The following is an 18,974-nucleotide window of genomic DNA, read 5'->3' on the forward strand; positions in this document are numbered from 1 at the left end:
GTAGCGCGCGCTACAAGAAAAATGTAGCGGTTGCTACAGGTGGGGATGATGACGCTGTCGGATGATCGCAGGGCTGCATGGCTGGACGGGATGGCGCAGCATGTGCTGACCCATGGGCTGACCCATGCCAGCCTGCGGCCCCTTGCGCAGGCGGTGGGCACGAGTGACCGGATGCTGATCTATCACTTCGGCAGCAAGGAGGGGGTTGTCGGGGCGCTGCTGCATCATCTGGCGGGTGGTTTTGTCGCGGGGCTGGAGGCGGCCTTGCCACCGGGGCGGGCGGTAAGCGTGCCCGTCTGTCTGGCCGAGGTGGTGGTGCTGCTGCGTGATCCGGGGATGGCGGGATATGGCCGCGTCTGGCTGGATATCCTGTCGGCTGCGGCGGGCGGCAGCGCGGCGCATCGTGAGGCCGGGCAGGAGATCATGGCGGGATTTGCCGGTTGGCTGGAGGGGCGATTGCCCGAGGGGACAGACGAGCCTGCGGCGGTGGCCGCGACCCTGCTGACCCTGATCGAAGGGGTGATCGTGATGGACAGCGTGGGACAAAGCGCGCTGGCGGATCGGGCGGTGGCGGTGGTGGGGATGCGGCTTAGCTGATGATCTCGAACCGTGTCACATCGACAAGGCCACGGTCGGTGATCTTGAGCGCGGGGATGACCGGCAGGGCGAGGAAGGCCAGTTGCAGGAAGGGCTCGTCCAGCGTGACGCCAAGGGTGCGGGCGGCGGCGCGGAGGTGGGTCAGCGCGTCGCGGACATGTTCAAAAGGTTCAAGGCTCATGAGACCGGCCACGGGAAGGGGCAGTTCGGCGAGGATCCGACCGTTCTGGACGACGACGAAACCGCCTTCGATCTGTGACAGGCGGTTGGCGGCGGTGGCCATGTCGGCGTCATCGGCACCCACCACCGCGATGTTGTGGTGATCGTGGCAGACGGTCGAGGCGATGGCCCCGTTTTGCAGGCCAAAGCCGCGCACGAAGCCGGTGGCGATATTGCCGTTCTTGCCGTGACGCTCGACCACCGCGATCTTGATGAGGTCGCGGGCGGGGTCGGCGTGTTTGGCCCCGTCGGTGATGGGGATCACCTCGTGCAGGTGATCGGTGATGATCTTGCCCTCGATGATGCCGATGACGTCTGTATCCTCGCGGTTGGCTTTGGTGCGGAAATCCTGTGCGGTGACGGTTGGGGCCTTGACCGAGGACCGCCCGACGGGCGGGAGCGTGGGGCGGGCGGCGAAGGCTGTGTCGGTGACGTGCACGCCCCCGCAGATCACCAGTTGCGCGTGGCAGCCTTCGAGTGAGTCAATCGCCACGATATCGGCGCGTTTGCCCGGTGCGATGAGGCCGCGATCTTTCAGCCCGAACGCCTCGGCCGCGGACAGGCTGGCGGCGCGGTAGGCGGCGAGGGGCGGCACGCCAGCGGCGATCAGGCTGCGGATCATGTAATCGAGATGGCCATGTTCGGCGATGTCCAGCGGGTTCCGGTCATCGGTGCACAGGCACATGTAGGGGGCGGTTGTTTCAGTCAGAAGCGGGGCGAGGGCCACCATGTCCTTGGAAACCGAGCCTTCGCGGATCAACACGCGCATGCCCTTTTGCAGCTTCTCACGCGCCTCGGCGGCGGTGGTCGCCTCGTGTTCTGTGCGGATTCCGGCGGCGATATAGGCGTTGAGGTCGCGGCCCGTCAGTTGCGGGGCGTGGCCGTCGATATGGCCGCCGCGGAAAAGGTCGAGCTTTGCCAGAAGGCCGGGATCGGCGGCCAGCACGCCGGGGTAGTTCATCATCTCGGCCAGGCCGATGCCGGAGGGGTGGTGCATCAGGGGTTCGAGATCGGCCGCTTCGATCCGCGCGCCTGCGGTTTCCATCTGGGTTGACGGCACGCAGGACGACAGTTGCACGCGGATATCCATGAGGGTGTGTTGGGCGGCCTGCTGGAAATAGCGGATGCCGTCCACGCCGATGACATTGGCGATCTCATGCGGGTCGCAGATGGCGGTGGTGATGCCGCGCGGGGTGACGCAGCGGTCGAACTCGAAGGGCGTGACCAGCGAGCTTTCGATATGCAGATGGGTGTCGATGAAACCGGGCACGAGGATGAGGCCGGTCACGTCGATGATCTGTTCCGCGTCATATGTGGCGCAGGTGCCCACGATGGTGTCGCCGCAGATGGCGACGTCACCTGACAGCAGTTCTCCGGTCACCAGATCGAGGATGCGACCGCCGCGCAGGACCAGATCGGCGGGTTGCTGGCCGCGCCCGGCGGCGATGAGGGTCGAAAGCGGCGTCATGGGTGATCCTTTCCCGGTCGTCAGGCGCAGGGTGCCATAGTTGCGCGGCAAGGGCGAGGGGTGCGCCGGAGACAGCGGCGGGATTGGATATTTGGGGCAAAAAGAAGCTGTCAGGCGCGCCGCAGCGAGGTGCCCTGCGCGCTGCCCGCGAAGATCAGGGCGGCGATGCAGACGATGCTGGGGCCGGTGGGCGTGTCGAACATCAGCGAGGCCTGCAAGCCGCCCAGCACGGACAGGCCGGCGACGAGGACGGCGATCACGGCCATGCCTTCGGGCGTGCGGGCGAAGGGGCGCGCGGCGGCGGCGGGGATGATCAGCAAGGCGGCGATCAGCAGGACGCCCACGACCTTGATCGCGACCGCGACGACCACGGCAAGGGCGAGGGTGAGCACCAGTTGTTCGCGCCGGGGGTCGATGCCGGAGGCATGGGCGAGGTCGGGGTTGAGCGTGGCGGTCAGCAGGGCGGACCAGCGCCATGTGAGCAGCGCGAGGACCAGCGCCGCCCCGCCCCAGATCAGGGCAAGGTCGGTTTTGCCGACGGCGAGGATATCGCCGAAGAGATAGGCCATCAGGTCGATCCGCACGCCCGACAGAAAGGACACGGCGACCAGCCCGAAGGCCAGCGCGGAATGAGCGAGCACGCCCAGAAGCGTATCCACCGCATAGCCGCGCCCGGAGAGTGCGGTCACGGCCAGCGCCATCAGCAGCGCCATGGCCATCGCGCCCAGAAAGACCGAGACCGACAGGGCCAGCGCAATCGCGACGCCGAGGATCGAGGCATGGGCGGTGGCATCTCCGAAATAGGCCATGCGCCGCCAGACCACGAAACAGCCCATCGGAGCAGCGGCCAGAGCCACGCCCAGACCGGCGAGGGTGGCGCGGATGAGGAAGTCGTCCAGCATCAATGCACCTTGTCGCGTGTGGCCTGATGCAACGGGATCACCCCGGTGTCATGCGCGTGGTCATGGGCATGGCCGTGATCGTGATCGCAGCCGTCATCATGGCTGTGGTTGTGATCGTGGCGGTAGAGGGCCAATGCGCCTTGGGTCCCGGTGCCGAAGAGCGCGCGGTATTCGGGGGCGGAGGCGACGATTTCGGGCGTGCCCTGGCAGCAGACATGGCCGTTGAGGCAGATCACGCGGTCCGAGGCGCTCATGACCACATGGAGTTCGTGGCTGACCATGAGCACGGCACAGCCAAGACGGCGGCGCACATCCTCGATCTGGCGGTAGAAGGCAGCGGAGCCGGGTTGGTCGAGGCCCTGTGTCGCCTCGTCCAGCAGCAGCAGGTCGGGTTTCGCAAGCAGCGCGCGGGCGAGCAGCACGCGCTGGAACTGTCCGCCCGACAGGTCGGTCATCTGGCGGGTGCTGAGGTCGGGGACGCCCGCCTGTTCCAAGGCGGCGGCCACATCGGCGGGGTGCTGGCGGCGCGGCAGGGACATGAAGCGGGCCACGGTCATGGGCAAGGTCGGGTCGATGGCAAGTTTCTGCGGCACATAGCCGATGCTCACCCCGGCGTCGCGGATCAGGCGGCCGCTTGCCACCGGCACCGCGCCGATGATGGCGCGCAGGAGCGTGGATTTGCCCGATCCGTTGGGGCCGACGATCGTCACGATCTCGCCCTTGTCGATGGACATGTCCACATGGGACAGAACAGTATGGCCACCGTAGCGCACCGAGAGGTCGCGGGCTTCGATCAGGCTCATGCCGGGGCTCCGTCCTGACAGGCGGGGCAGACTCCCTGCGCCTCGACCACGGTGCTTTCGATCACGAAGCCCGAGGCGCGGGCGACCGAGCCGAGCGTGCCCTTGGCGGGTTCGGATTGGGTTTCCTGCACCACGCCGCATTTGCGGCAGATCAGGAAGGCGGGCGCGTGGGTCGCGTTGGGATGCGAGCAGGCGATATAGGCGTTCAGCCCTTCGATCTTGTGGGCGAAGCCGTTGCTGACCAGAAAATCAAGCGCGCGGTAGGCGACCGGAGGTTGCGAGCCCAGACCTTCGGATTCGAGCCGAGCGAGGATGTCATAGGCGCCCATCGCCTTGTGCTGCTGGAGCAGGATTTCCAGCACGCGGCGGCGGACGGGCGTGAGGTTCAGCTTGCGGCGCGCGCAGGCATCTTCGGCCGCGGACAGGGCGTCAGCGATGCAATGGTCGTGATCGTGCGGGTCGAATCCATGGGCGGTCATGATCCGTCAGAGGTAGGGCATCGGGCGGGATTATGCAATGTTATAACATTCGGTTTGCAATGTTATAACATATCGACTACCTCAGGTCCGGTCCTGTCAACATCCGAGGAATCGCCCATGCGTCCGCTGTTTCGCCCTGCCCCGTTTTCGATTGGTCTGATGGCCTCGTTGCTGTCCACCGCCGCGCTGGCCGAGGTGCCGCAGGTTGCGACCGATATCGCGCCGGTGCATTCGCTGGTGGCGCAGGTGATGGGCGATCTGGGTGCGCCTGCGCTGATCGTGCGGCCCGGTGCATCACCGCATGGCTATGCGATGCGCCCGTCCGAGGCGCAGGCTCTGGAACAGGCGGATCTGGTGGTCTGGATCGGCGAGGGTCTGACCCCTTGGCTGGAAGGGCCGGTCGAGACATTGGGCGAAGGGGCTGCGGTTCTGGAGCTGATGTCGGTGGAGGGCACGATCCTGCATGACTATCGCGAAGGGGCGACCTTTGCGGCGCATGATCACGGGGAACATGAGGGGCATGATCATGATGCGGCCAAGGGGCACGATCACGATCATGACCACGCGCATGACAAGGCCGAGGCGCATGATCACGACCATGACCATGACACGGCGGAAAGCCATGCCGGGGATCATGCCGGGCATGACCATTCCGGCGCGGATGCCCATGCCTGGCTGGACCCGGCGAACGGGCGGGTCTGGCTGGGGGCGATTGCGGCGGAACTCTCGAGGCTGGACCCGGAGAATGCCGCGGCCTATGCCGCCAATGCGGCCGAGGGGCAGGCGGAACTGACGGCGCTGGAGGCGGAGTTGACCAAGCTTCTGGCCCCTATGGCCGAGACAGAGTTTGTCGTGTTCCACGACGCCTATCAGTATTTCGAGCGGCGCTTCGGGTTGGCCGCGGCGGGGGCCATCTCGTTCAGCGATGCGAGCGCGCCCAGCGCGGGCCGAATCGCGGAGCTGCGCGAAGCGGTGGCCGACCTTGGGGCTGCCTGTGTTTTCGCAGAGCCGCAGTTCAGCAGCGGGCTGGTCGAGACCGTGTTCGGCGATAGCGCGCGGGTCGGATTGCTGGACCCGCTGGGGCAGGACATGGCCCCCGGTGCCGACCTTTATCCGCAGGTGTTGCGCAGCATGGCAGGCGCCTTCACGACCTGTCTGGGCGGCTGATCCTGTCCGGCCGGGCGCCCTGCGCCGGGCCACGCATCGCACGCAGGCGAAAAAGATCGAACATTCGCCTGCGCCTTCATGGGTTCGTTACATTGCGCCTCTAGCCAGCGGCTGATGATACGGGATGACGCGACCCTTCTGGTTGCCCTTGCGGCTGGCAGGCCAAAATTGCTTGACTTGCTCGGGGGCTTCGGACCAATCCTTTCGTATCGTTTCAGAAATGTTCGCTTCGGCTCGCACCTTTTGGCGCTGGATCGGGGCAGGCAATCCACGAAGCATGAAACGTCTGGGAGGACGACATGAACATCAAGACTTTGAACCTGGCCCTGGCCATGTCCATGGCATGGGGCACCGCCGCTTCGGCACAGACCGAGATCCAGTGGTGGCACGCCTTTACCGGCCGTCTGGGCGAATTGCTGGACGCGCAGGTCGCGCAGTTCAACGCCAGCCAGTCCGACTACAAGGTCGTGGCGACGCACAAGGGCAACTATTCCGAGGCGCTGAACGCCGGGATCGCCGCCTTCCGTGCTGGCGAGCAGCCACATCTGTTGCAGGTGTTCGAGGTCGGCACCGCCACGATGATGGCCGCCACCGGCGCGATCAAGCCGGTCTATGAGGTGATGGAGGAATCCGGCCTTCCTTTCGATCCGAATGCCTATATCCCGGCCGTCACCGGCTATTACACCACCGCGGACGGGCAGATGCTGTCCTATCCCTATAACTCGTCCACGCAGGTGCTGTATGTGAACCGCGACAAGCTGTCCGAGGCGGGGATCGACCCCGATGTGGACCTGTCCACATGGGAAGCATGGGATGCGGTGCTGACGCAGCTCAAGGATGCCGGGGTCACCTGCCCCTATACGACCTCGTGGCAGAGCTGGGTGCATCTGGAAAGCTTCTCGGCCTATCATGACGTGCCTTTCGCCACCAAATCCAACGGCTTTGAAGGGTTTGACGCCGAGCTGGTCTTCAATGGCCCGTTGCAGGTGGCCCATATCGAACAGCTGGGCAAATGGGCGCAGGAGGGCAAGTTCATCTACAACGGTCGCCGCAACGAGGCGGGCGCCAATTTCCGCGGCGGCGAATGCGCGCTGTTCACCGAAAGCTCTGCCGGTTACGCCGGTGTGAAGGCCGAGGCGCAGTTCGATTTCGATATCCGCCACCTGCCCTACTGGGATTCGGTCGAGGCCGCACCGCAGAACACGATCATCGGCGGCGCGTCCGTCTGGATCATGGCAGGCAAGCCCGCAGAGGAATACAAGGGTGTGGCCGCCTTCCTGAACTTCCTGTCCTCGCCCGAGGTGCAGGCAAAGTGGCATCAGGATACCGGCTATCTGCCGATCACGACAGCAGCGGGTGAGTTGACCGAAAGCCAGGGGTTCTATGCTGCGAATCCGGGCACCGAGATCGCCGGGTTGCAGATGACCCGCAACGCGCCGACCGCGAATTCCAAAGGTCTGCGTCTGGGCAGCTATGACCAGATCCGCACGATCATCGATGAGGAGCTGGAAGGTGTGTGGTCCGGTCAGAAAACCGCAGAAGCCGCGCTGAACAGCGCCGTGGAGCGTGGCAACCAGTTGCTGCGCCGCTTTGAGCAGGCCAACCGCTGAGGCATCAGCCATCACAACGGCCCCCGGCATGATCGGGGGCCGTTTTCTTTCGCCACGGCCTGTCCCATGATACCCTCCCCGTTGACCTGAACCGGATATCTCCGCATGGAAAAGCGCGTCATCTTCAAGGGCTGGATGCTGCCCGCCCTGCTGCTTCTGCCGCAGATCGTGATCACCGCGATCTTTTTCTTCTATCCGGCGGGGCAGGCAATCTGGCAGTCGATGTTCGTGCCCGATCCTTTCGGGTTGAAGACGCAGTTCGTGGGTCTGGGCAATTTCGAATATCTGCTGGGCGATCCCTATTACCGCGCGTCCTTTGTGACGACGGCCATCTTCTCGGGGCTGGTCACGGTGGTGTCGATGGGCGTGGCGCTTTACCTGGCGATTCTGGCGGATCGGCTGATCAAGGGGTCGGGCACCTATCGCACCCTGCTGATCTGGCCCTATGCGGTGGCCCCGGCTGTGGCGGGCGTGCTGTGGATGTTCATGTTCAACACGCGCGTGGGCGTGGTGGCATGGTATCTGGGTCTGCTGGGCTATGACTGGAACCATGTCCTTGACGAGGCCGAGGCCATGGGATTGGTCGTGGTCGCGTCAAGCTGGGGGCGGATCAGCTATAACTTCTTGTTTTTCCTGGCCGGGTTGCAGGCGATCCCGCGTTCGGTGATCGAGGCGGCGGCGATCGACGGGGCGAAGTTCTGGACACGGTTCCGCACCATCGTCTGGCCGCTCTTGTCGCCCACCACGTTTTTCCTGCTGGTCGTCAATGTGGTCTATGCGTTTTTCGAGACCTTCGGCGTGATCCACACGATCACGGCGGGCGGGCCGCAGCAGGCGACGACGATCCTTGTCTACAAGGTCTATTCCGACGGCTTCGTCGGGCAGGATCTGGGGTCAAGCGCGGCGCAGTCGGTGATCCTGCTGCTGCTGGTGGGGATACTGACCGTGATCCAGTTCAAATTCATCGAACGCAGGGTGCATTACTGATGTCTGATCAACGCGGCATGGTGCAACGACGCGGCCTTGGCCATTGGTTCACCCATCTGGGTCTGATCATCGGCGTCCTGTTCATCTTCTTTCCAATCTGGCTGGCCTTTGTCGCCTCGACCGTCACGCAGCCCGAGATCGTGCGTCCGCCGATGCCGCTGCTGCCGGGCGGGCATTTCATCGAGAATTACAGCAAGGCGCTGTTTTCAGGCGTGAATGCGCCGGTGGCGACGATGATGCTGAATTCACTGATCATGGCGCTGGGGATTACCATCGGGAAGATCGTGATCTCGCTGACATCCGCCTTTGCCATCGTCTATTTCCGCTTTCCGGGGCGGACGGTATTCTTCTGGCTGATCTTTCTGACGCTGATGCTGCCGGTCGAGGTGCGGATCGTGCCGACCTATGAGGTGATCGCGAATTTCGGGATGCTGAACAGTTATTCGGGGCTGATCTTTCCGTTGATCGCTTCGGCCACGGCGACGTTCCTGTTCCGGCAGTTCTTCCTGACCGTGCCGGACGAGCTGACGGAAGCCGCGCGTGTGGACGGGGCGAGCCCCATGCAGTTCTTCTGGCATATCCTTTTGCCGATGAGCCGCACCAATATCGCGGCGCTGTTCGTGATCCTGTTCATCTATGGCTGGAACCAGTATCTCTGGCCGCTGCTCATCACCACCGATCCGTCGATGAACACCATCGTCATGGGCATCAAGCAGATGTTCCCATCAGGTGACGATCTGGCCGATTGGCCGGTGATCATGGCGACATCCATTCTGGCCATGGTGCCGCCTGTGATCGTGGTGATCTCGATGCAGAAGCTTTTCATCCGTGGCCTAGTCGATAGCGAGAAATAAATGGCGACCTTGACCCTTGATAACGTGCGCAAATCCTTTGGCGCGACGGATGTGATCCACGGTGTGAATATCGACGTGGCCGATGGCGAGTTCATCGTGATCGTCGGGCCGTCTGGCTGTGGCAAGTCCACGCTTTTGCGGATGGTGGCGGGGCTGGAGGGCATCACCAGCGGCGAGATCCGCATTGGCGATAAGCGCGTCAATGAGGCCGAGCCGATGGAGCGCAATATCGCGATGGTGTTCCAGAACTATGCGCTTTACCCGCATATGTCGGTGTTTGATAACATGGCCTACGGGTTGAAGATCGCCAAGACACCCAAGGATGAGATCGCCGCGCGGGTCGCGGTGGCGGCCAAGCTGTTGCAGCTGGAGCCGTATCTGGACCGCAAGCCGCGTGAATTGTCGGGCGGGCAGCGGCAGCGGGTGGCCATGGGCCGCGCGATTGTGCGCAAGCCTGCGGTGTTCCTGTTCGACGAGCCCTTGTCGAACCTCGACGCCAAGCTGCGCGTGCAGATGCGGCTGGAGATCAAGCAATTGCAGCGGGAATTGGGGGTCACATCGCTTTATGTGACGCATGATCAGGTCGAGGCGATGACGCTGGCCGACCGGATGATCGTGATGAACGCGGGCAAGGCCGACCAGATCGGCAAGCCGCTGGAGGTTTATGAGAATCCGCAGACCGAATTCGTGGCAGGCTTCATCGGATCACCGGCCACGAATTTCATGCCGGCGGGCAGCGTGGGGGTGAATGTCGGCAAGACCGTGGGTATCCGGCCCGAGCATATCCAGCTGACCGACAGCCCGACGCGGTTGCAGGCGCGTGTCGCCTATTGCGAGGCGCTGGGGGCCGAGACTTTGGTGCATCTGCGCCTGCCGCATGGGCAATTGATCACCGTGCGGCAGGGCGGGCATCTGCCCTTGCCAAGCGAGGGGACGGATTTGTGGCTGGGCTGGCACGATGCCGCGATGATGGTCTTTGGCGAGGATGGAAAGCGGATCTAGTCCGGCTTGAAAGCCTGCCATCCCTGCCACCAGCGGGTCAGGGTCGTGAGCGCGCAGGCTGCGGCGAAGCCATAGGCGAGCACGGGGAACAGTGCGGGCATGAGGCACATGGCGACAAATAGCGCGATCGTCTCGAACCCTTCGGTCAGGCCGCCAAGATAGAAGATGCCTTTGGTGGGGTAATCCTGCGCCTGCAGGTCGCGTTTGGCGGCGATGACGGCAAAGGCCAGAAAGCTGGACCCGGTGCCGACAAACGCCGTGATCAGCACGGCGGCGGGCAGCGCGTTTGTCGCGGGATCGGCCATCGCGAAGCCCAGAGGTATGAGCGCGTAAAAGACGAAATCCAGCGCAATATCAAGGAAAGCGCCGCGATCCGTTGGGGCGCTGAGCCGCGCCACGGCGCCGTCCAGACCATCGGCCAGCCGATTGAGCAGGATCAGCGCCAGTGCCAGCCAGACCCAGCCCATGGCCAGTGCGGGCACGGCCAGTATCCCGATCGCAAAGCCCGACAGCGAGATACTGTCCGCCGTCACGCCACGCCGGTGCAGGGCCAGCGCCAGCGGGTGCAGGGCGCGGCGTTGTGCGGGCAGGATCAGGGCGTCGATCATCAGGGCCATCCTTGGGGCTTTTCAGCCTTCTACACGCTGGCCCTGTCGCCTGTCTTGCACCCTTGCACACATTTGCGTCACCGATGGGTCGTATGCGCCCTATACAAGCGCGAAAGCCGCGGCTAGCGTCGCGGCATGGGCATTGACGCACTCGACAGTCGCTATTCCTGGACACGGTTGGCCGTGTCGCTGCTGATCGCCACGATCGGCAATGTCGGCATGTGGGCGATCATCGTGATCATGCCCGCGATGCAGGCCGAGTTTCAGACGGCGCGGGCGGATGCGTCCTTGCCCTATACGCTGACAATGATCGGCTTTGCCTTGGGCAATCTGGTGATCGGGCGGGCGGTGGATCGGTTCGGGATCTCCTTCGCCCTGTCGGCGGCGGCGCTGACGATCGGGGGCGGATTCGCGCTGGCCTCGGTCGCGGGATCGGTCTGGACGCTGACATTCCTGCAATTCGTGATCGGCTTCGGCACGGCGGCCAGCTTTGGCCCGCTGATCGCCGATATCTCTCTGTGGTTCCTGAAGCGGCGCGGCATCGCCGTGGCGATTGCGGCCAGCGGGAATTACCTGTCGGGCGCGATCTGGCCCATGCTTCTGGCCGGCGTGCTGGAAGAAAGCGGCTGGCGCACGGTGTATATGGTGCTGGCTGTCGCAGTGGTGGTGGGGGTGATCCCGCTGTCGCTGTTCCTGCGCGCCCGCGTGCCGCTGGAGGCCAGCGCGCATTCCGACAGCATCACAGCCGCGCGGGCGAAATCGGCGGGGTTTTCGCCGCGTGCCCTGATGTGGCTGCTGGGGCTGGCGGGGATCGGCTGCTGTGTCGCCATGTCGATGCCGCAGGTGCATATCGTGGCCTATTGCGTGGATCTGGGCTATGGCCCTGCGGTCGGGGCCGAGATGCTGTCGCTGATGCTGCTGGGCGGTGTGGTGTCGCGGCTGATTTCCGGCCTTTTGGCGGATCGGTTGGGCGGCGTGATGACGCTCTTGATCGGGTCGGCGCTGCAATGTCTGGCGCTGTTTCTCTATCTGCCTGCGGGGGGCCTCGTGTCGCTTTATGTGGTCAGCCTGATTTTCGGCCTGAGCCAGGGCGGGATCGTGCCCAGCTATGCGGTGATCGTGCGCGAATACATGCCCGCGCGGGAAGCCGGCGCACGGGTCGGCTTTGTGATCATGGCCACCATCGTGGGCATGGCGATTGGCGGCTGGATGTCGGGCTGGATCTATGACGTGACGGGCAGCTATGAGATGGCCTTCATCAACGGGATCGCGTGGAATTTCCTGAATATCGGGATCATGCTCTTGATCCTGACCCGCGCGCGCCGCGCCATGCGGTTGGCGGCCGCCTGAGCGCGCGCCTGCCGCTTCATCGTTCTTCAAATACTCGAAAAATCCGGCGTCAAAGTCCGGTGATACCGCCCAGATGCGCCTCTCCGCGTGCGCGGGCCAGAGCGATCTGCTTCTGACGTTCGCGGAAGCGGGCCTTGTCCTCGGCGCTTGTCTCGTCCACGCAGTGATGGCAGGCGACGCCTTCCTCGAAAGCAGGGTGGCTGCGGTCTTGCGGAAGGATCGGGCGGCGGCAGGCGTGGCACAGAAGATGCGGGCCTTCGGTCAACCCGTGGCCCACGGACACGCGGCGGTCAAAGACGAAACATTCGCCCTGCCATGTGCTTTGATCCTCGGGCACTTCCTCCAGATATTTCAGGATGCCGCCCTTGAGGTGATAGACCTGATCCACCCCCTGCCCCAGCAGGTAATTCGTGCTTTTCTCGCAGCGGATGCCGCCGGTGCAGAACATGGCGATGCGCTTGTTGTGAAAGCGGTGCTTGTTCGCCTCCCACCATGCGGGGAAGTCGCGGAAGCTGGCGGTCTGCGGATCGACGGCGCCTTGAAAGGTGCCGATGGCCACCTCATAGTCATTGCGGGTGTCGATCACGGCCACATCGGGCGCGGTGATGAGCGCGTTCCAGTCGGCGGGATCGACATAATGGCCGACGCGGGCGCGCGGATCGACATCGGGCTGGCCCATCGTCACGATCTCGCGCTTCAGCCGCACTTTCATGCGGGCGAAAGGCGGCTGGCTGGCGGTGCTTTCCTTCCATTCGAGGTCGGCACAACCCGGCAGGGCGCGGATATGGGACAGAACGGCGTCAATGGCGTCACGACTGCCGGCGATGGTGCCGTTGATCCCCTCGCGCGCCAGCAGCAGCGTGCCGGTCACGCCACGCGCACAGCACAGTTGCGCCAGCCCCGGCTTGATCGCGGCGGGATCATCGAAGCGCGTGAAGTGATAGAGGGCGGCGACGGTATACATGGGGCGCGATTTAAGCCCGGCGCGGGTTTGGCGCAAGCCCGGCTGACATGTCAGATTGACGCGCGCCGCCCCAGACCCTACCCCTTTGACGCAAAGAAGGAGGCCCGCCCATGACCCAAGCTCTGATCGTGATCGATGTGCAGAACGATTTCTGCCCCGGCGGTGCGCTGGCCGTGACGGATGGCAATGCGATTGTGCCCGGGATCAACGCCCTGATGCAGGAGGTGCCTTGCGTGGTGCTGACGCAGGACTGGCATCCGGCTGATCATTCGTCCTTCGCGTCCGAGCATCCGGGGGCCGCGGCCTATGACCTGACCGAGATGCCCTATGGCCCGCAGGTTCTGTGGCCGGATCATTGCGTGCAGGGCAGCACAGGTGCGGACTTCCACGCCGCGCTGCACACCGATCCGGCGGACCTGATCATCCGCAAGGGGTTTCGCCGCGCCATCGACAGCTATTCCGCGTTCTTCGAGAATGACAAGACCACCCCCACCGGGCTGGAGGGGTATCTGCGCACGCGCGGGATCACGGATCTGGTGCTGGTGGGATTGGCGACCGATTTCTGCGTCGCCTATTCGGCGCAGGATGCGGCGCGGCTGGGGTTCGACGTAACCGTGCGACTGGACCTATGCCGGGGGATCGACCTGAACGGATCGCTGGAGGCGGCGCTGGGTGCGATGCGGGCGGCGGGTGTGCGGCTGGTCTGACGCGGCTTGCACGCGGGACCTGCCTTTGCTTTAACCGCAAGGCACATTGACGGAGCCATCCCATGGTCGATATCGCCACCCGCGTCTGGAATCATCGCTGGAAGATCGACCCGATCGTGCGGTCTCTGATCGATACGGATTTCTATAAACTGCTGATGTGCCAGTCGGTGTTCCGCAACAAGCCGGACACGCAGGTGACGTTCAGCCTGATCAACCGGTCCGCGCATGTGCCGCTGGCCAAGCTGATCGACGAAGGCGAGTTGCGCGAGCAGTTGGATCACATCCGCTCGTTGTCGCTGACGCGGGGGGAAATCACCTATCTGCGCGGGAACACGTTTTACGGCAAGCGGCAGATGTTCCGCCCCGATTTCATGGAGTGGTTCGAGGCGCTGCGCCTGCCGCCCTATCATCTGGAGCGCAAGGGCGACCAGTATGAACTGACCTTCGAGGGCAGCTGGCCCGAGGTGATGATGTGGGAGATCCCGGCGCTGGCCGTGCTGATGGAGTTGCGCGGGCGGGCGGTGCTGAACACGATGGGGCGGTTCGAGTTGCAGGTGCTCTATGCCCGCGCGATGACGAAGCTGTGGGAGAAGGTCGAGGCGCTGCGCGAGGTGGATGGCCTGCGACTGGCGGATTTCGGGACGCGGCGGCGGCATTCCTATCTGTGGCAGGATCGTTGCGTGCAGGCCTTGATCGAGGGCTTGGGCGAGAAATTCGTGGGCACGTCCAACTGCCATATCGCGATGAAGCGGGATATCGAGGCGATCGGCACCAATGCCCATGAGCTGCCCATGGTCTATGCCGCCTTGGCCGAGGATGATGATGCCCTGCGCGAGGCGCCCTACAAGGTGCTGGCCGACTGGCATGAGGAACATGACGGCAATCTGCGGATCATCCTGCCCGACACCTATGGCACCAAGGGGTTCTTGCAGAATGCGCCCGACTGGCTGGCAGGCTGGACCGGCATCCGCATCGACAGCGGCGATCCGGCGACGGGCGCGGAGGTGGCGATTGACTGGTGGAAAAGCCGGGGCGAGGACCCGCGGCAGAAGCTGGTGATCTTCTCGGACGGGCTGGACGTGGCCAAGATCGCCGAATTGCAAAAGCAGTTTGCAGGGCGGGTGCGGCCATCCTTTGGCTGGGGCACGCTGTTGACCAATGACTTCCGCGGGTTGGTGGCAGGGGATGCCTTGGCGCCGTTCAGCCTTGTGTGCAAGGCGGTGTCGGCGGATGGGCGACCCACTGTCAAGCTGTCGGACAACCCCAACAAGGCGATGGGACCCGAGGCCGAGATTGCGCGCTACAAGCGTGTGTTCGGCGTGGGCGACCAGACGGCGATGGATGTGGTGGTCTGACGGACGGGGTCAGGGCGCGGCGGCGATCACCTCGATCTCGACCTTGAATTCGGGGCGGGTGAAGCCTGACACGATGATCAGCGTCGATGTGGGCAGGCGGGTGACATCGGCCAGAAATGCGTCGCGCGCCTGCATGTAACCCGCCATATGGGCGCGATCCGTGACATAGGCGGCCAGATGCATGACATCGGCCGGACCCATCCCCGCCTCGGCCAGAATGGCGGTGATATTGGCGAAGCAGATCCGCGCCTGATCATGGGCGTTGTCCGGCACGGTGCCATCCGCCGCCAGCCCCAATTGGCCAGAGGTGCGCGCGATGCGCCACCCGGCGGGCAGTTCGACGCCGTGGGCATAGCGGGCAAAGGGCGGGGCGATGCTGGCGGGGGAAAGCTGGCGCATGGGGACCTTTGCGATGTCGGATTGGGGAAAGCCTAGCCAGCCACGTGGCGCGCCCGCAAGATCCAAGGCAGCCCGACAGGGCGGATCGTGGGGCCTTGGCTGCGGACTGATCAACAGACAGGCAAAGGTCACAGATCGACGGTGATGACCCCGTCCGGTTCCGCCGCACGACTTTGGCACAGGATGATCGCGCCGTCGCGTTGGGCGCGTGACAGCACGAAGTCGCGGTGTTCGACAGCGCCCGCGACCAGCCCGCATTTGCAAACGCCACAGATGCCATCGGCGCATTTCACATCGACGTGGATGCCCGCGTCGGCCAGAACGTCGGTGGCGCTGCGGTCGGCGGGGATCAGCAGGTCGCGCCCCGTGCGGGCCAGTCGCAGGGTGAAAGGGTGGTTGACGTAATCGGGCACGTCAGGGACGGCGAAATATTCCAGATGCCGGGCGTCATCCGGGTAGCCCTGCCGTTCCGCGGCGGCGATGACGGCGTCCATGTAGCGGGTGGGTCCGCATGTATAGACATGCCAGCCGTCTCGGTAGCCTGCGAGGATCGCGTCCAGATCGGCGCGGGTGCCTTCGTCGGAAAAATGCAGGTGCACGCGGTCGGCCCAGGGAAAGGCTGCCAGATCGTCAAGATAGCCCGCCGCCGCGCGGCTGGCGCAGGAATAGTGCAGCGTGAAATCCCGGCCCAGCGCGTGCAGGCGGTGGGCGAAGGCGATCATCGGGGTGACGCCGATCCCGCCGCCCATCAGAAGAATCCGCGTCGCGTCCTCGACCAGATCGAAATGGTTGATGGGTTTCGAGATGAACACCCGCCGCCCCGGTGTGAAGATACGGTGCATCAGCTTTGATCCGCCGCGTCCGGTATCCTCGCGCAGCACGCCGATCTGGTATCTGGACCGGTCCGCCGGATCGCCGGACATCGAATATTGCCGCAGGTATTCGGGGGCGACGACGATATCCAGATGCGCGCCTGCGGTCCATGCGGGGAGATCACCGCCATCGGGGGCGGTGAATTCGAATTTGGTCACATCGGGCGTCATGCGATCCACTTTGGACACGCGGACCTCGATCACAGGGGCGTCCTGCGGGACGGTGTAGCGGTGGATATGGCTCACGTCGCCTTGTGCCAGCCTTGCGCGGTGCTCGTCTGCGGGGATCATCGCCTGATAGGCGGCAATCCCGGCCTCGCGGTCCATCGGGGCGGGATAGGGCCAGGGATGCGGCGCCAAGGGCGCGGGATAGACGGCCAGCGTCTGATCCGCATAGCGCAGGTGCAGGTCTTTTTGCAGATCGCGGCGGTTGACCGGGTGACGGGTCGGGCGATAGCCGCCATCCTCCTCGATCTCAAGGTCCCACCACCATGTCTTGACCGGGTTCAGACCGCCTTTGTCCAGCGCATCGTCCAGCCGTGCCAGAACCGGGGCCGCGCCGGGCAGGTTCATCGCGGCCCAGCGGAAGGGTTTTTCGGCGAAAAGCCCTTCAAGGTTCCACGGGCAGGTTTTCATGCAGCGGCCGCACATCGCGCCGCCCGGTGTGGTGATGCGGTAGGTCGCGCATTTCTGGCTATCGGATTTCCAGATCTCGTAACCGTTGAACATCAGCTTTGGACCGGCGGTGATTGCGCCGGAGGGGCATTCGCGCGCGCATTTGTTGCAGGATTCACAAAAACGCTGCAATCCAAAGTCGATCGGGCGGTCATGCGCCATCGGCAGATCGGTGGTCACCACACCCGATTTCAGGCGCGGGCCGAGGAAAGGGTTGAGGATCACTTCGCCGATCCGGCTGACCTCTCCCAGCCCCGACAGCAGCAGAAGGGGTGGCTGCAAGACCTCTCCATCCATGACGCTATGGGCCTTGGCCTTGTAGCCGAGATTGCGGATCTGCCGCGCGATGACACCGCCCAGCAGCGAGAAACGCAGGTAAGCGCGCATGGACTGGGCGACGCTGATCCAGTCGTCGCCGGAGGCGCCTGCCATCGTCTCGAACCCCTGGTCGATGATCATGCTGATCGCCTGATCATGGGGCGGGTCGATGGGGGTGCCTGTGGCGTCATGGGAATACCACGCCCAATCCGGGCAGCGCGAGATGCCCACGGCATCGACGCCAAGGAAATAGGCGGAGGCCTTGACCAGATCGGCGGCCCGTGCCGGATCGAGCGGAGTTTTGGCGGGTGCGGGATCGCCGTCCTGTAGCAGCACGAAAGCCCCGAGGACGCGGCGTTGTGCGGTGCTGGGGGCTGATTTGCGGACATAATGCCCACCCGTCGCCCCCTTTTGCGCGGCCTTGCCCAGATCGCCGAATTGCGCGCGGGCGAAAAGATCGGCGCGCTTGGGAACGCGGGCGACGCGCGGCTCGTCAATATAGGTGGTGGGACTGTCCACGCGTTTCAGCGTCTCGAACGGATGCGCGCCCATCGCATAGGCGCGGCGGCGGAAGGGGTCGCGGTTCAGCGCGGATTTGGCGAACCCCTTGCCCAGCCACCACGCGGGGCCTTGGGTGCGGAACCACGGTTGCTGCGCCATGGGCGCAAGCGGGCGGTCATGGGTCAGGTCCAGATCCGTGGTCACGGCGGTCAGCCCGAAGCGGGGCCCCAGCCACGGGGCCACAAGCGTGCCGTCCTCGACCGTGGCGAGGCCAGCGGCCACGGCCAGACGGTGCAGGTCCACATCCGACGTCGTATAGCTGTGCGCGCAGGCATCGAAACCCAGAAGGCGGATGTAATTGGCCAGAACCACGGCGGTTTCGGACCCGCGCAGGCAGGCGCGATGGGCTTGCGCGTCGATGATCCAGTCGGCCCCGGCCTCATCCGGTTTGGGATCGCGGTGATGCTCATAAAGAAAGATCAGCGCGGTGTGATGGCCGTGGATGCCGCGCGGCGGGGCCTCCATCGACTCCTTGAGATCGGCCATGATCATGTCGATACCTGACGCCAGCGTCTTGGTCTGACGGGTCCGCAGATCATGGGCCAGACGGTCGATATCGGGGTTCCGGCGAGGCTGGTCGAGCATCATCGCAGGCGTGACCGGACCGATGCCGACCATCGAGGCATCCGAGAAATAGCCGAAGGCTTTCAGGTGGTTGGCGCGGGTCTGCGGATCATCGGGGATCACGGCGCGGGCGCGGTTCACCAGTCCGTCGCGGATCGCGTCCAGCATGGCCTGATATTCGCCCATCGCGTTCACGATGCTTTGCGGCGCATCGGGGCGGTGGAAATTCAGCGCCGGCATGCGCGGCACGGCGGACGGGTCAGGCTGCGTGTCGCACCGGGTCAGCCGTTCCAGCGGATAGGGCCCAAGATGGACGGGCCGGTCCTTGTCCGAGAAAAAACGCATGCCCATCGGACCCTCCCCGGTCGTATCGGTCGCGCCAGTCAAGGCGAAGGTGGCGGGGGTGTAAAGGGGCGCTTTAATCAGGCTTCAACGAAATTGTGTAAAGGTCGCGGTTGACGACATGGCGCGGGGCGGTGTTTCTCGGATGGCATGGCCCGTCAGAGGCCGTTT

The 18,974-nt window shown here is 64.4% G+C and carries 17 protein-coding genes; 9 read left to right on the forward strand and 8 right to left on the reverse strand.

Translation table 11 applies throughout. The features are described from left to right. Nucleotides 1-48: 48 nt before the first annotated feature. Nucleotides 49-597: a TetR/AcrR family transcriptional regulator gene (locus PVW27_RS07075; protein ID WP_274556368.1), complete on the forward strand. Its 549-nt coding sequence runs from the start codon at nucleotides 49-51 to the stop codon at nucleotides 595-597. Here PVW27_RS07075 and ade read toward each other — a convergent pair. The 4 genes from ade to PVW27_RS07095 form a co-directional block, all read right to left on the reverse strand. Continuing rightward, nucleotides 590-2,284 carry an adenine deaminase gene (gene ade / locus PVW27_RS07080; RefSeq protein ID WP_274556370.1) on the reverse strand — a complete coding sequence of 565 codons (1,695 nt, stop codon included), beginning with the start codon at nucleotides 2,282-2,284 and terminating at the stop codon, nucleotides 590-592. The two genes, PVW27_RS07075 and ade, sit on opposite strands and share 8 nt — an antisense overlap. A 110-nt stretch (nucleotides 2,285-2,394) precedes the next feature. Continuing rightward, complete coding sequence (locus tag PVW27_RS07085) at nucleotides 2,395-3,186, reverse strand: metal ABC transporter permease (RefSeq protein ID WP_274556372.1); 792 nt, start codon at nucleotides 3,184-3,186, stop codon at nucleotides 2,395-2,397. Then, nucleotides 3,186-3,989 (reverse strand): ATP-binding cassette domain-containing protein, encoded by an 804-nt coding sequence (locus PVW27_RS07090; RefSeq protein ID WP_274556373.1) that lies wholly within the window; start codon nucleotides 3,987-3,989, stop codon nucleotides 3,186-3,188. Before PVW27_RS07090 ends, PVW27_RS07085 begins: the two co-directional genes overlap by 1 nt. Further along, on the reverse strand, nucleotides 3,986-4,468 hold the full coding sequence (locus tag PVW27_RS07095) for a transcriptional repressor (protein WP_274556375.1): 483 nt from the start codon (nucleotides 4,466-4,468) through the stop codon (nucleotides 3,986-3,988). The genes PVW27_RS07090 and PVW27_RS07095 overlap by 4 nt, the downstream gene beginning before the upstream one ends. 117 nt (nucleotides 4,469-4,585) lie before the next feature. Here PVW27_RS07095 and PVW27_RS07100 point away from each other — a divergent pair, with 117 nt between their 5' ends. From PVW27_RS07100 to ugpC, 5 genes are all read left to right on the forward strand, one after another. Further along, nucleotides 4,586-5,635 carry a zinc ABC transporter substrate-binding protein gene (locus PVW27_RS07100; protein ID WP_274556377.1) on the forward strand — a complete coding sequence of 350 codons (1,050 nt, stop codon included), beginning with the start codon at nucleotides 4,586-4,588 and terminating at the stop codon, nucleotides 5,633-5,635. 299 nt (nucleotides 5,636-5,934) lie between these two features. Then, the gene (gene ugpB, locus PVW27_RS07105; protein WP_274556378.1) at nucleotides 5,935-7,245 is read left to right on the forward strand and encodes a sn-glycerol-3-phosphate ABC transporter substrate-binding protein UgpB; all 1,311 of its coding nucleotides are present in this window, start codon (nucleotides 5,935-5,937) and stop codon (nucleotides 7,243-7,245) included. 105 nt (nucleotides 7,246-7,350) lie between these two features. Next, complete coding sequence (gene ugpA / locus PVW27_RS07110; RefSeq protein ID WP_274556379.1) at nucleotides 7,351-8,232, forward strand: sn-glycerol-3-phosphate ABC transporter permease UgpA; 882 nt, start codon at nucleotides 7,351-7,353, stop codon at nucleotides 8,230-8,232. Nucleotides 8,233-8,249: 17 nt separating this feature from the next. Continuing rightward, entirely contained in the window at nucleotides 8,250-9,086 is an 837-nt protein-coding gene (gene ugpE, locus PVW27_RS07115) for a sn-glycerol-3-phosphate ABC transporter permease UgpE (RefSeq protein ID WP_274556450.1), read from the forward strand. Then, nucleotides 9,087-10,088 (forward strand): sn-glycerol-3-phosphate ABC transporter ATP-binding protein UgpC, encoded by a 1,002-nt coding sequence (ugpC, locus tag PVW27_RS07120; RefSeq protein WP_274556380.1) that lies wholly within the window; start codon nucleotides 9,087-9,089, stop codon nucleotides 10,086-10,088. On the opposite strand, the gene PVW27_RS07125 is transcribed toward ugpC, so the two are convergent. Further along, nucleotides 10,085-10,696: a CDP-alcohol phosphatidyltransferase family protein gene (locus PVW27_RS07125; protein WP_274556381.1), complete on the reverse strand. Its 612-nt coding sequence runs from the start codon at nucleotides 10,694-10,696 to the stop codon at nucleotides 10,085-10,087. The two genes, ugpC and PVW27_RS07125, sit on opposite strands and share 4 nt — an antisense overlap. Before the next feature lie 135 nt (nucleotides 10,697-10,831). Between PVW27_RS07125 and PVW27_RS07130 the strand changes: the two genes are divergently transcribed. Beyond that, a complete protein-coding gene (locus tag PVW27_RS07130) occupies nucleotides 10,832-12,046 on the forward strand; it encodes an MFS transporter (RefSeq protein WP_274556382.1) in 1,215 nt (404 codons plus the stop codon). Nucleotides 12,047-12,095: 49 nt separating this feature from the next. On the opposite strand, the gene trhO is transcribed toward PVW27_RS07130, so the two are convergent. Continuing rightward, entirely contained in the window at nucleotides 12,096-13,010 is a 915-nt protein-coding gene (gene trhO / locus PVW27_RS07135; protein WP_274556384.1) for an oxygen-dependent tRNA uridine(34) hydroxylase TrhO, read from the reverse strand. 110 nt (nucleotides 13,011-13,120) lie between these two features. Between trhO and pncA the strand changes: the two genes are divergently transcribed. After that, complete coding sequence (pncA, locus tag PVW27_RS07140; RefSeq protein ID WP_274556386.1) at nucleotides 13,121-13,717, forward strand: bifunctional nicotinamidase/pyrazinamidase; 597 nt, start codon at nucleotides 13,121-13,123, stop codon at nucleotides 13,715-13,717. Between the two features lie 62 nt (nucleotides 13,718-13,779). Next, nucleotides 13,780-15,072, forward strand: a complete 1,293-nt coding sequence (pncB, locus tag PVW27_RS07145) for a nicotinate phosphoribosyltransferase (RefSeq protein ID WP_274556388.1) — start codon at nucleotides 13,780-13,782, stop codon at nucleotides 15,070-15,072. 9 nt (nucleotides 15,073-15,081) lie between these two features. Here pncB and PVW27_RS07150 read toward each other — a convergent pair whose 3' ends face one another. Beyond that, a complete protein-coding gene (locus PVW27_RS07150) occupies nucleotides 15,082-15,471 on the reverse strand; it encodes a RidA family protein (protein ID WP_274556390.1) in 390 nt (129 codons plus the stop codon). Between the two features lie 128 nt (nucleotides 15,472-15,599). Further along, nucleotides 15,600-18,812 carry a 4Fe-4S double cluster binding domain-containing protein gene (locus tag PVW27_RS07155; protein ID WP_274556392.1) on the reverse strand — a complete coding sequence of 1,071 codons (3,213 nt, stop codon included), beginning with the start codon at nucleotides 18,810-18,812 and terminating at the stop codon, nucleotides 15,600-15,602. Nucleotides 18,813-18,974: the final 162 nt, after the last annotated feature.

The sequence above is a fragment of the Seohaeicola sp. 4SK31 genome, assembly GCF_028802875.1.
Lineage (GTDB): Bacteria > Pseudomonadota > Alphaproteobacteria > Rhodobacterales > Rhodobacteraceae > Seohaeicola.

Coding starts and splice junctions, on each gene's coding strand:
- PVW27_RS07155 (WP_274556392.1), bottom strand. CDS start 18,812: ATGGGCATGCGTTTTTTCTCGGACAAGGACCGGCCCGTCCATCTTGGG.
- PVW27_RS07100 (WP_274556377.1), top strand. CDS start 4,586: ATGCGTCCGCTGTTTCGCCCTGCCCCGTTTTCGATTGGTCTGATGGCC.
- ugpA (WP_274556379.1), top strand. CDS start 7,351: ATGGAAAAGCGCGTCATCTTCAAGGGCTGGATGCTGCCCGCCCTGCTG.
- ade (WP_274556370.1), bottom strand. CDS start 2,284: ATGACGCCGCTTTCGACCCTCATCGCCGCCGGGCGCGGCCAGCAACCC.
- PVW27_RS07095 (WP_274556375.1), bottom strand. CDS start 4,468: ATGACCGCCCATGGATTCGACCCGCACGATCACGACCATTGCATCGCT.
- pncB (WP_274556388.1), top strand. CDS start 13,780: ATGGTCGATATCGCCACCCGCGTCTGGAATCATCGCTGGAAGATCGAC.
- ugpB (WP_274556378.1), top strand. CDS start 5,935: ATGAACATCAAGACTTTGAACCTGGCCCTGGCCATGTCCATGGCATGG.
- PVW27_RS07130 (WP_274556382.1), top strand. CDS start 10,832: ATGGGCATTGACGCACTCGACAGTCGCTATTCCTGGACACGGTTGGCC.
- ugpE (WP_274556450.1), top strand. CDS start 8,250: ATGGTGCAACGACGCGGCCTTGGCCATTGGTTCACCCATCTGGGTCTG.
- PVW27_RS07150 (WP_274556390.1), bottom strand. CDS start 15,471: ATGCGCCAGCTTTCCCCCGCCAGCATCGCCCCGCCCTTTGCCCGCTAT.
- PVW27_RS07090 (WP_274556373.1), bottom strand. CDS start 3,989: ATGAGCCTGATCGAAGCCCGCGACCTCTCGGTGCGCTACGGTGGCCAT.
- ugpC (WP_274556380.1), top strand. CDS start 9,087: ATGGCGACCTTGACCCTTGATAACGTGCGCAAATCCTTTGGCGCGACG.
- PVW27_RS07075 (WP_274556368.1), top strand. CDS start 49: ATGACGCTGTCGGATGATCGCAGGGCTGCATGGCTGGACGGGATGGCG.
- trhO (WP_274556384.1), bottom strand. CDS start 13,010: ATGTATACCGTCGCCGCCCTCTATCACTTCACGCGCTTCGATGATCCC.
- PVW27_RS07125 (WP_274556381.1), bottom strand. CDS start 10,696: ATGATCGACGCCCTGATCCTGCCCGCACAACGCCGCGCCCTGCACCCG.
- pncA (WP_274556386.1), top strand. CDS start 13,121: ATGACCCAAGCTCTGATCGTGATCGATGTGCAGAACGATTTCTGCCCC.
- PVW27_RS07085 (WP_274556372.1), bottom strand. CDS start 3,186: ATGCTGGACGACTTCCTCATCCGCGCCACCCTCGCCGGTCTGGGCGTG.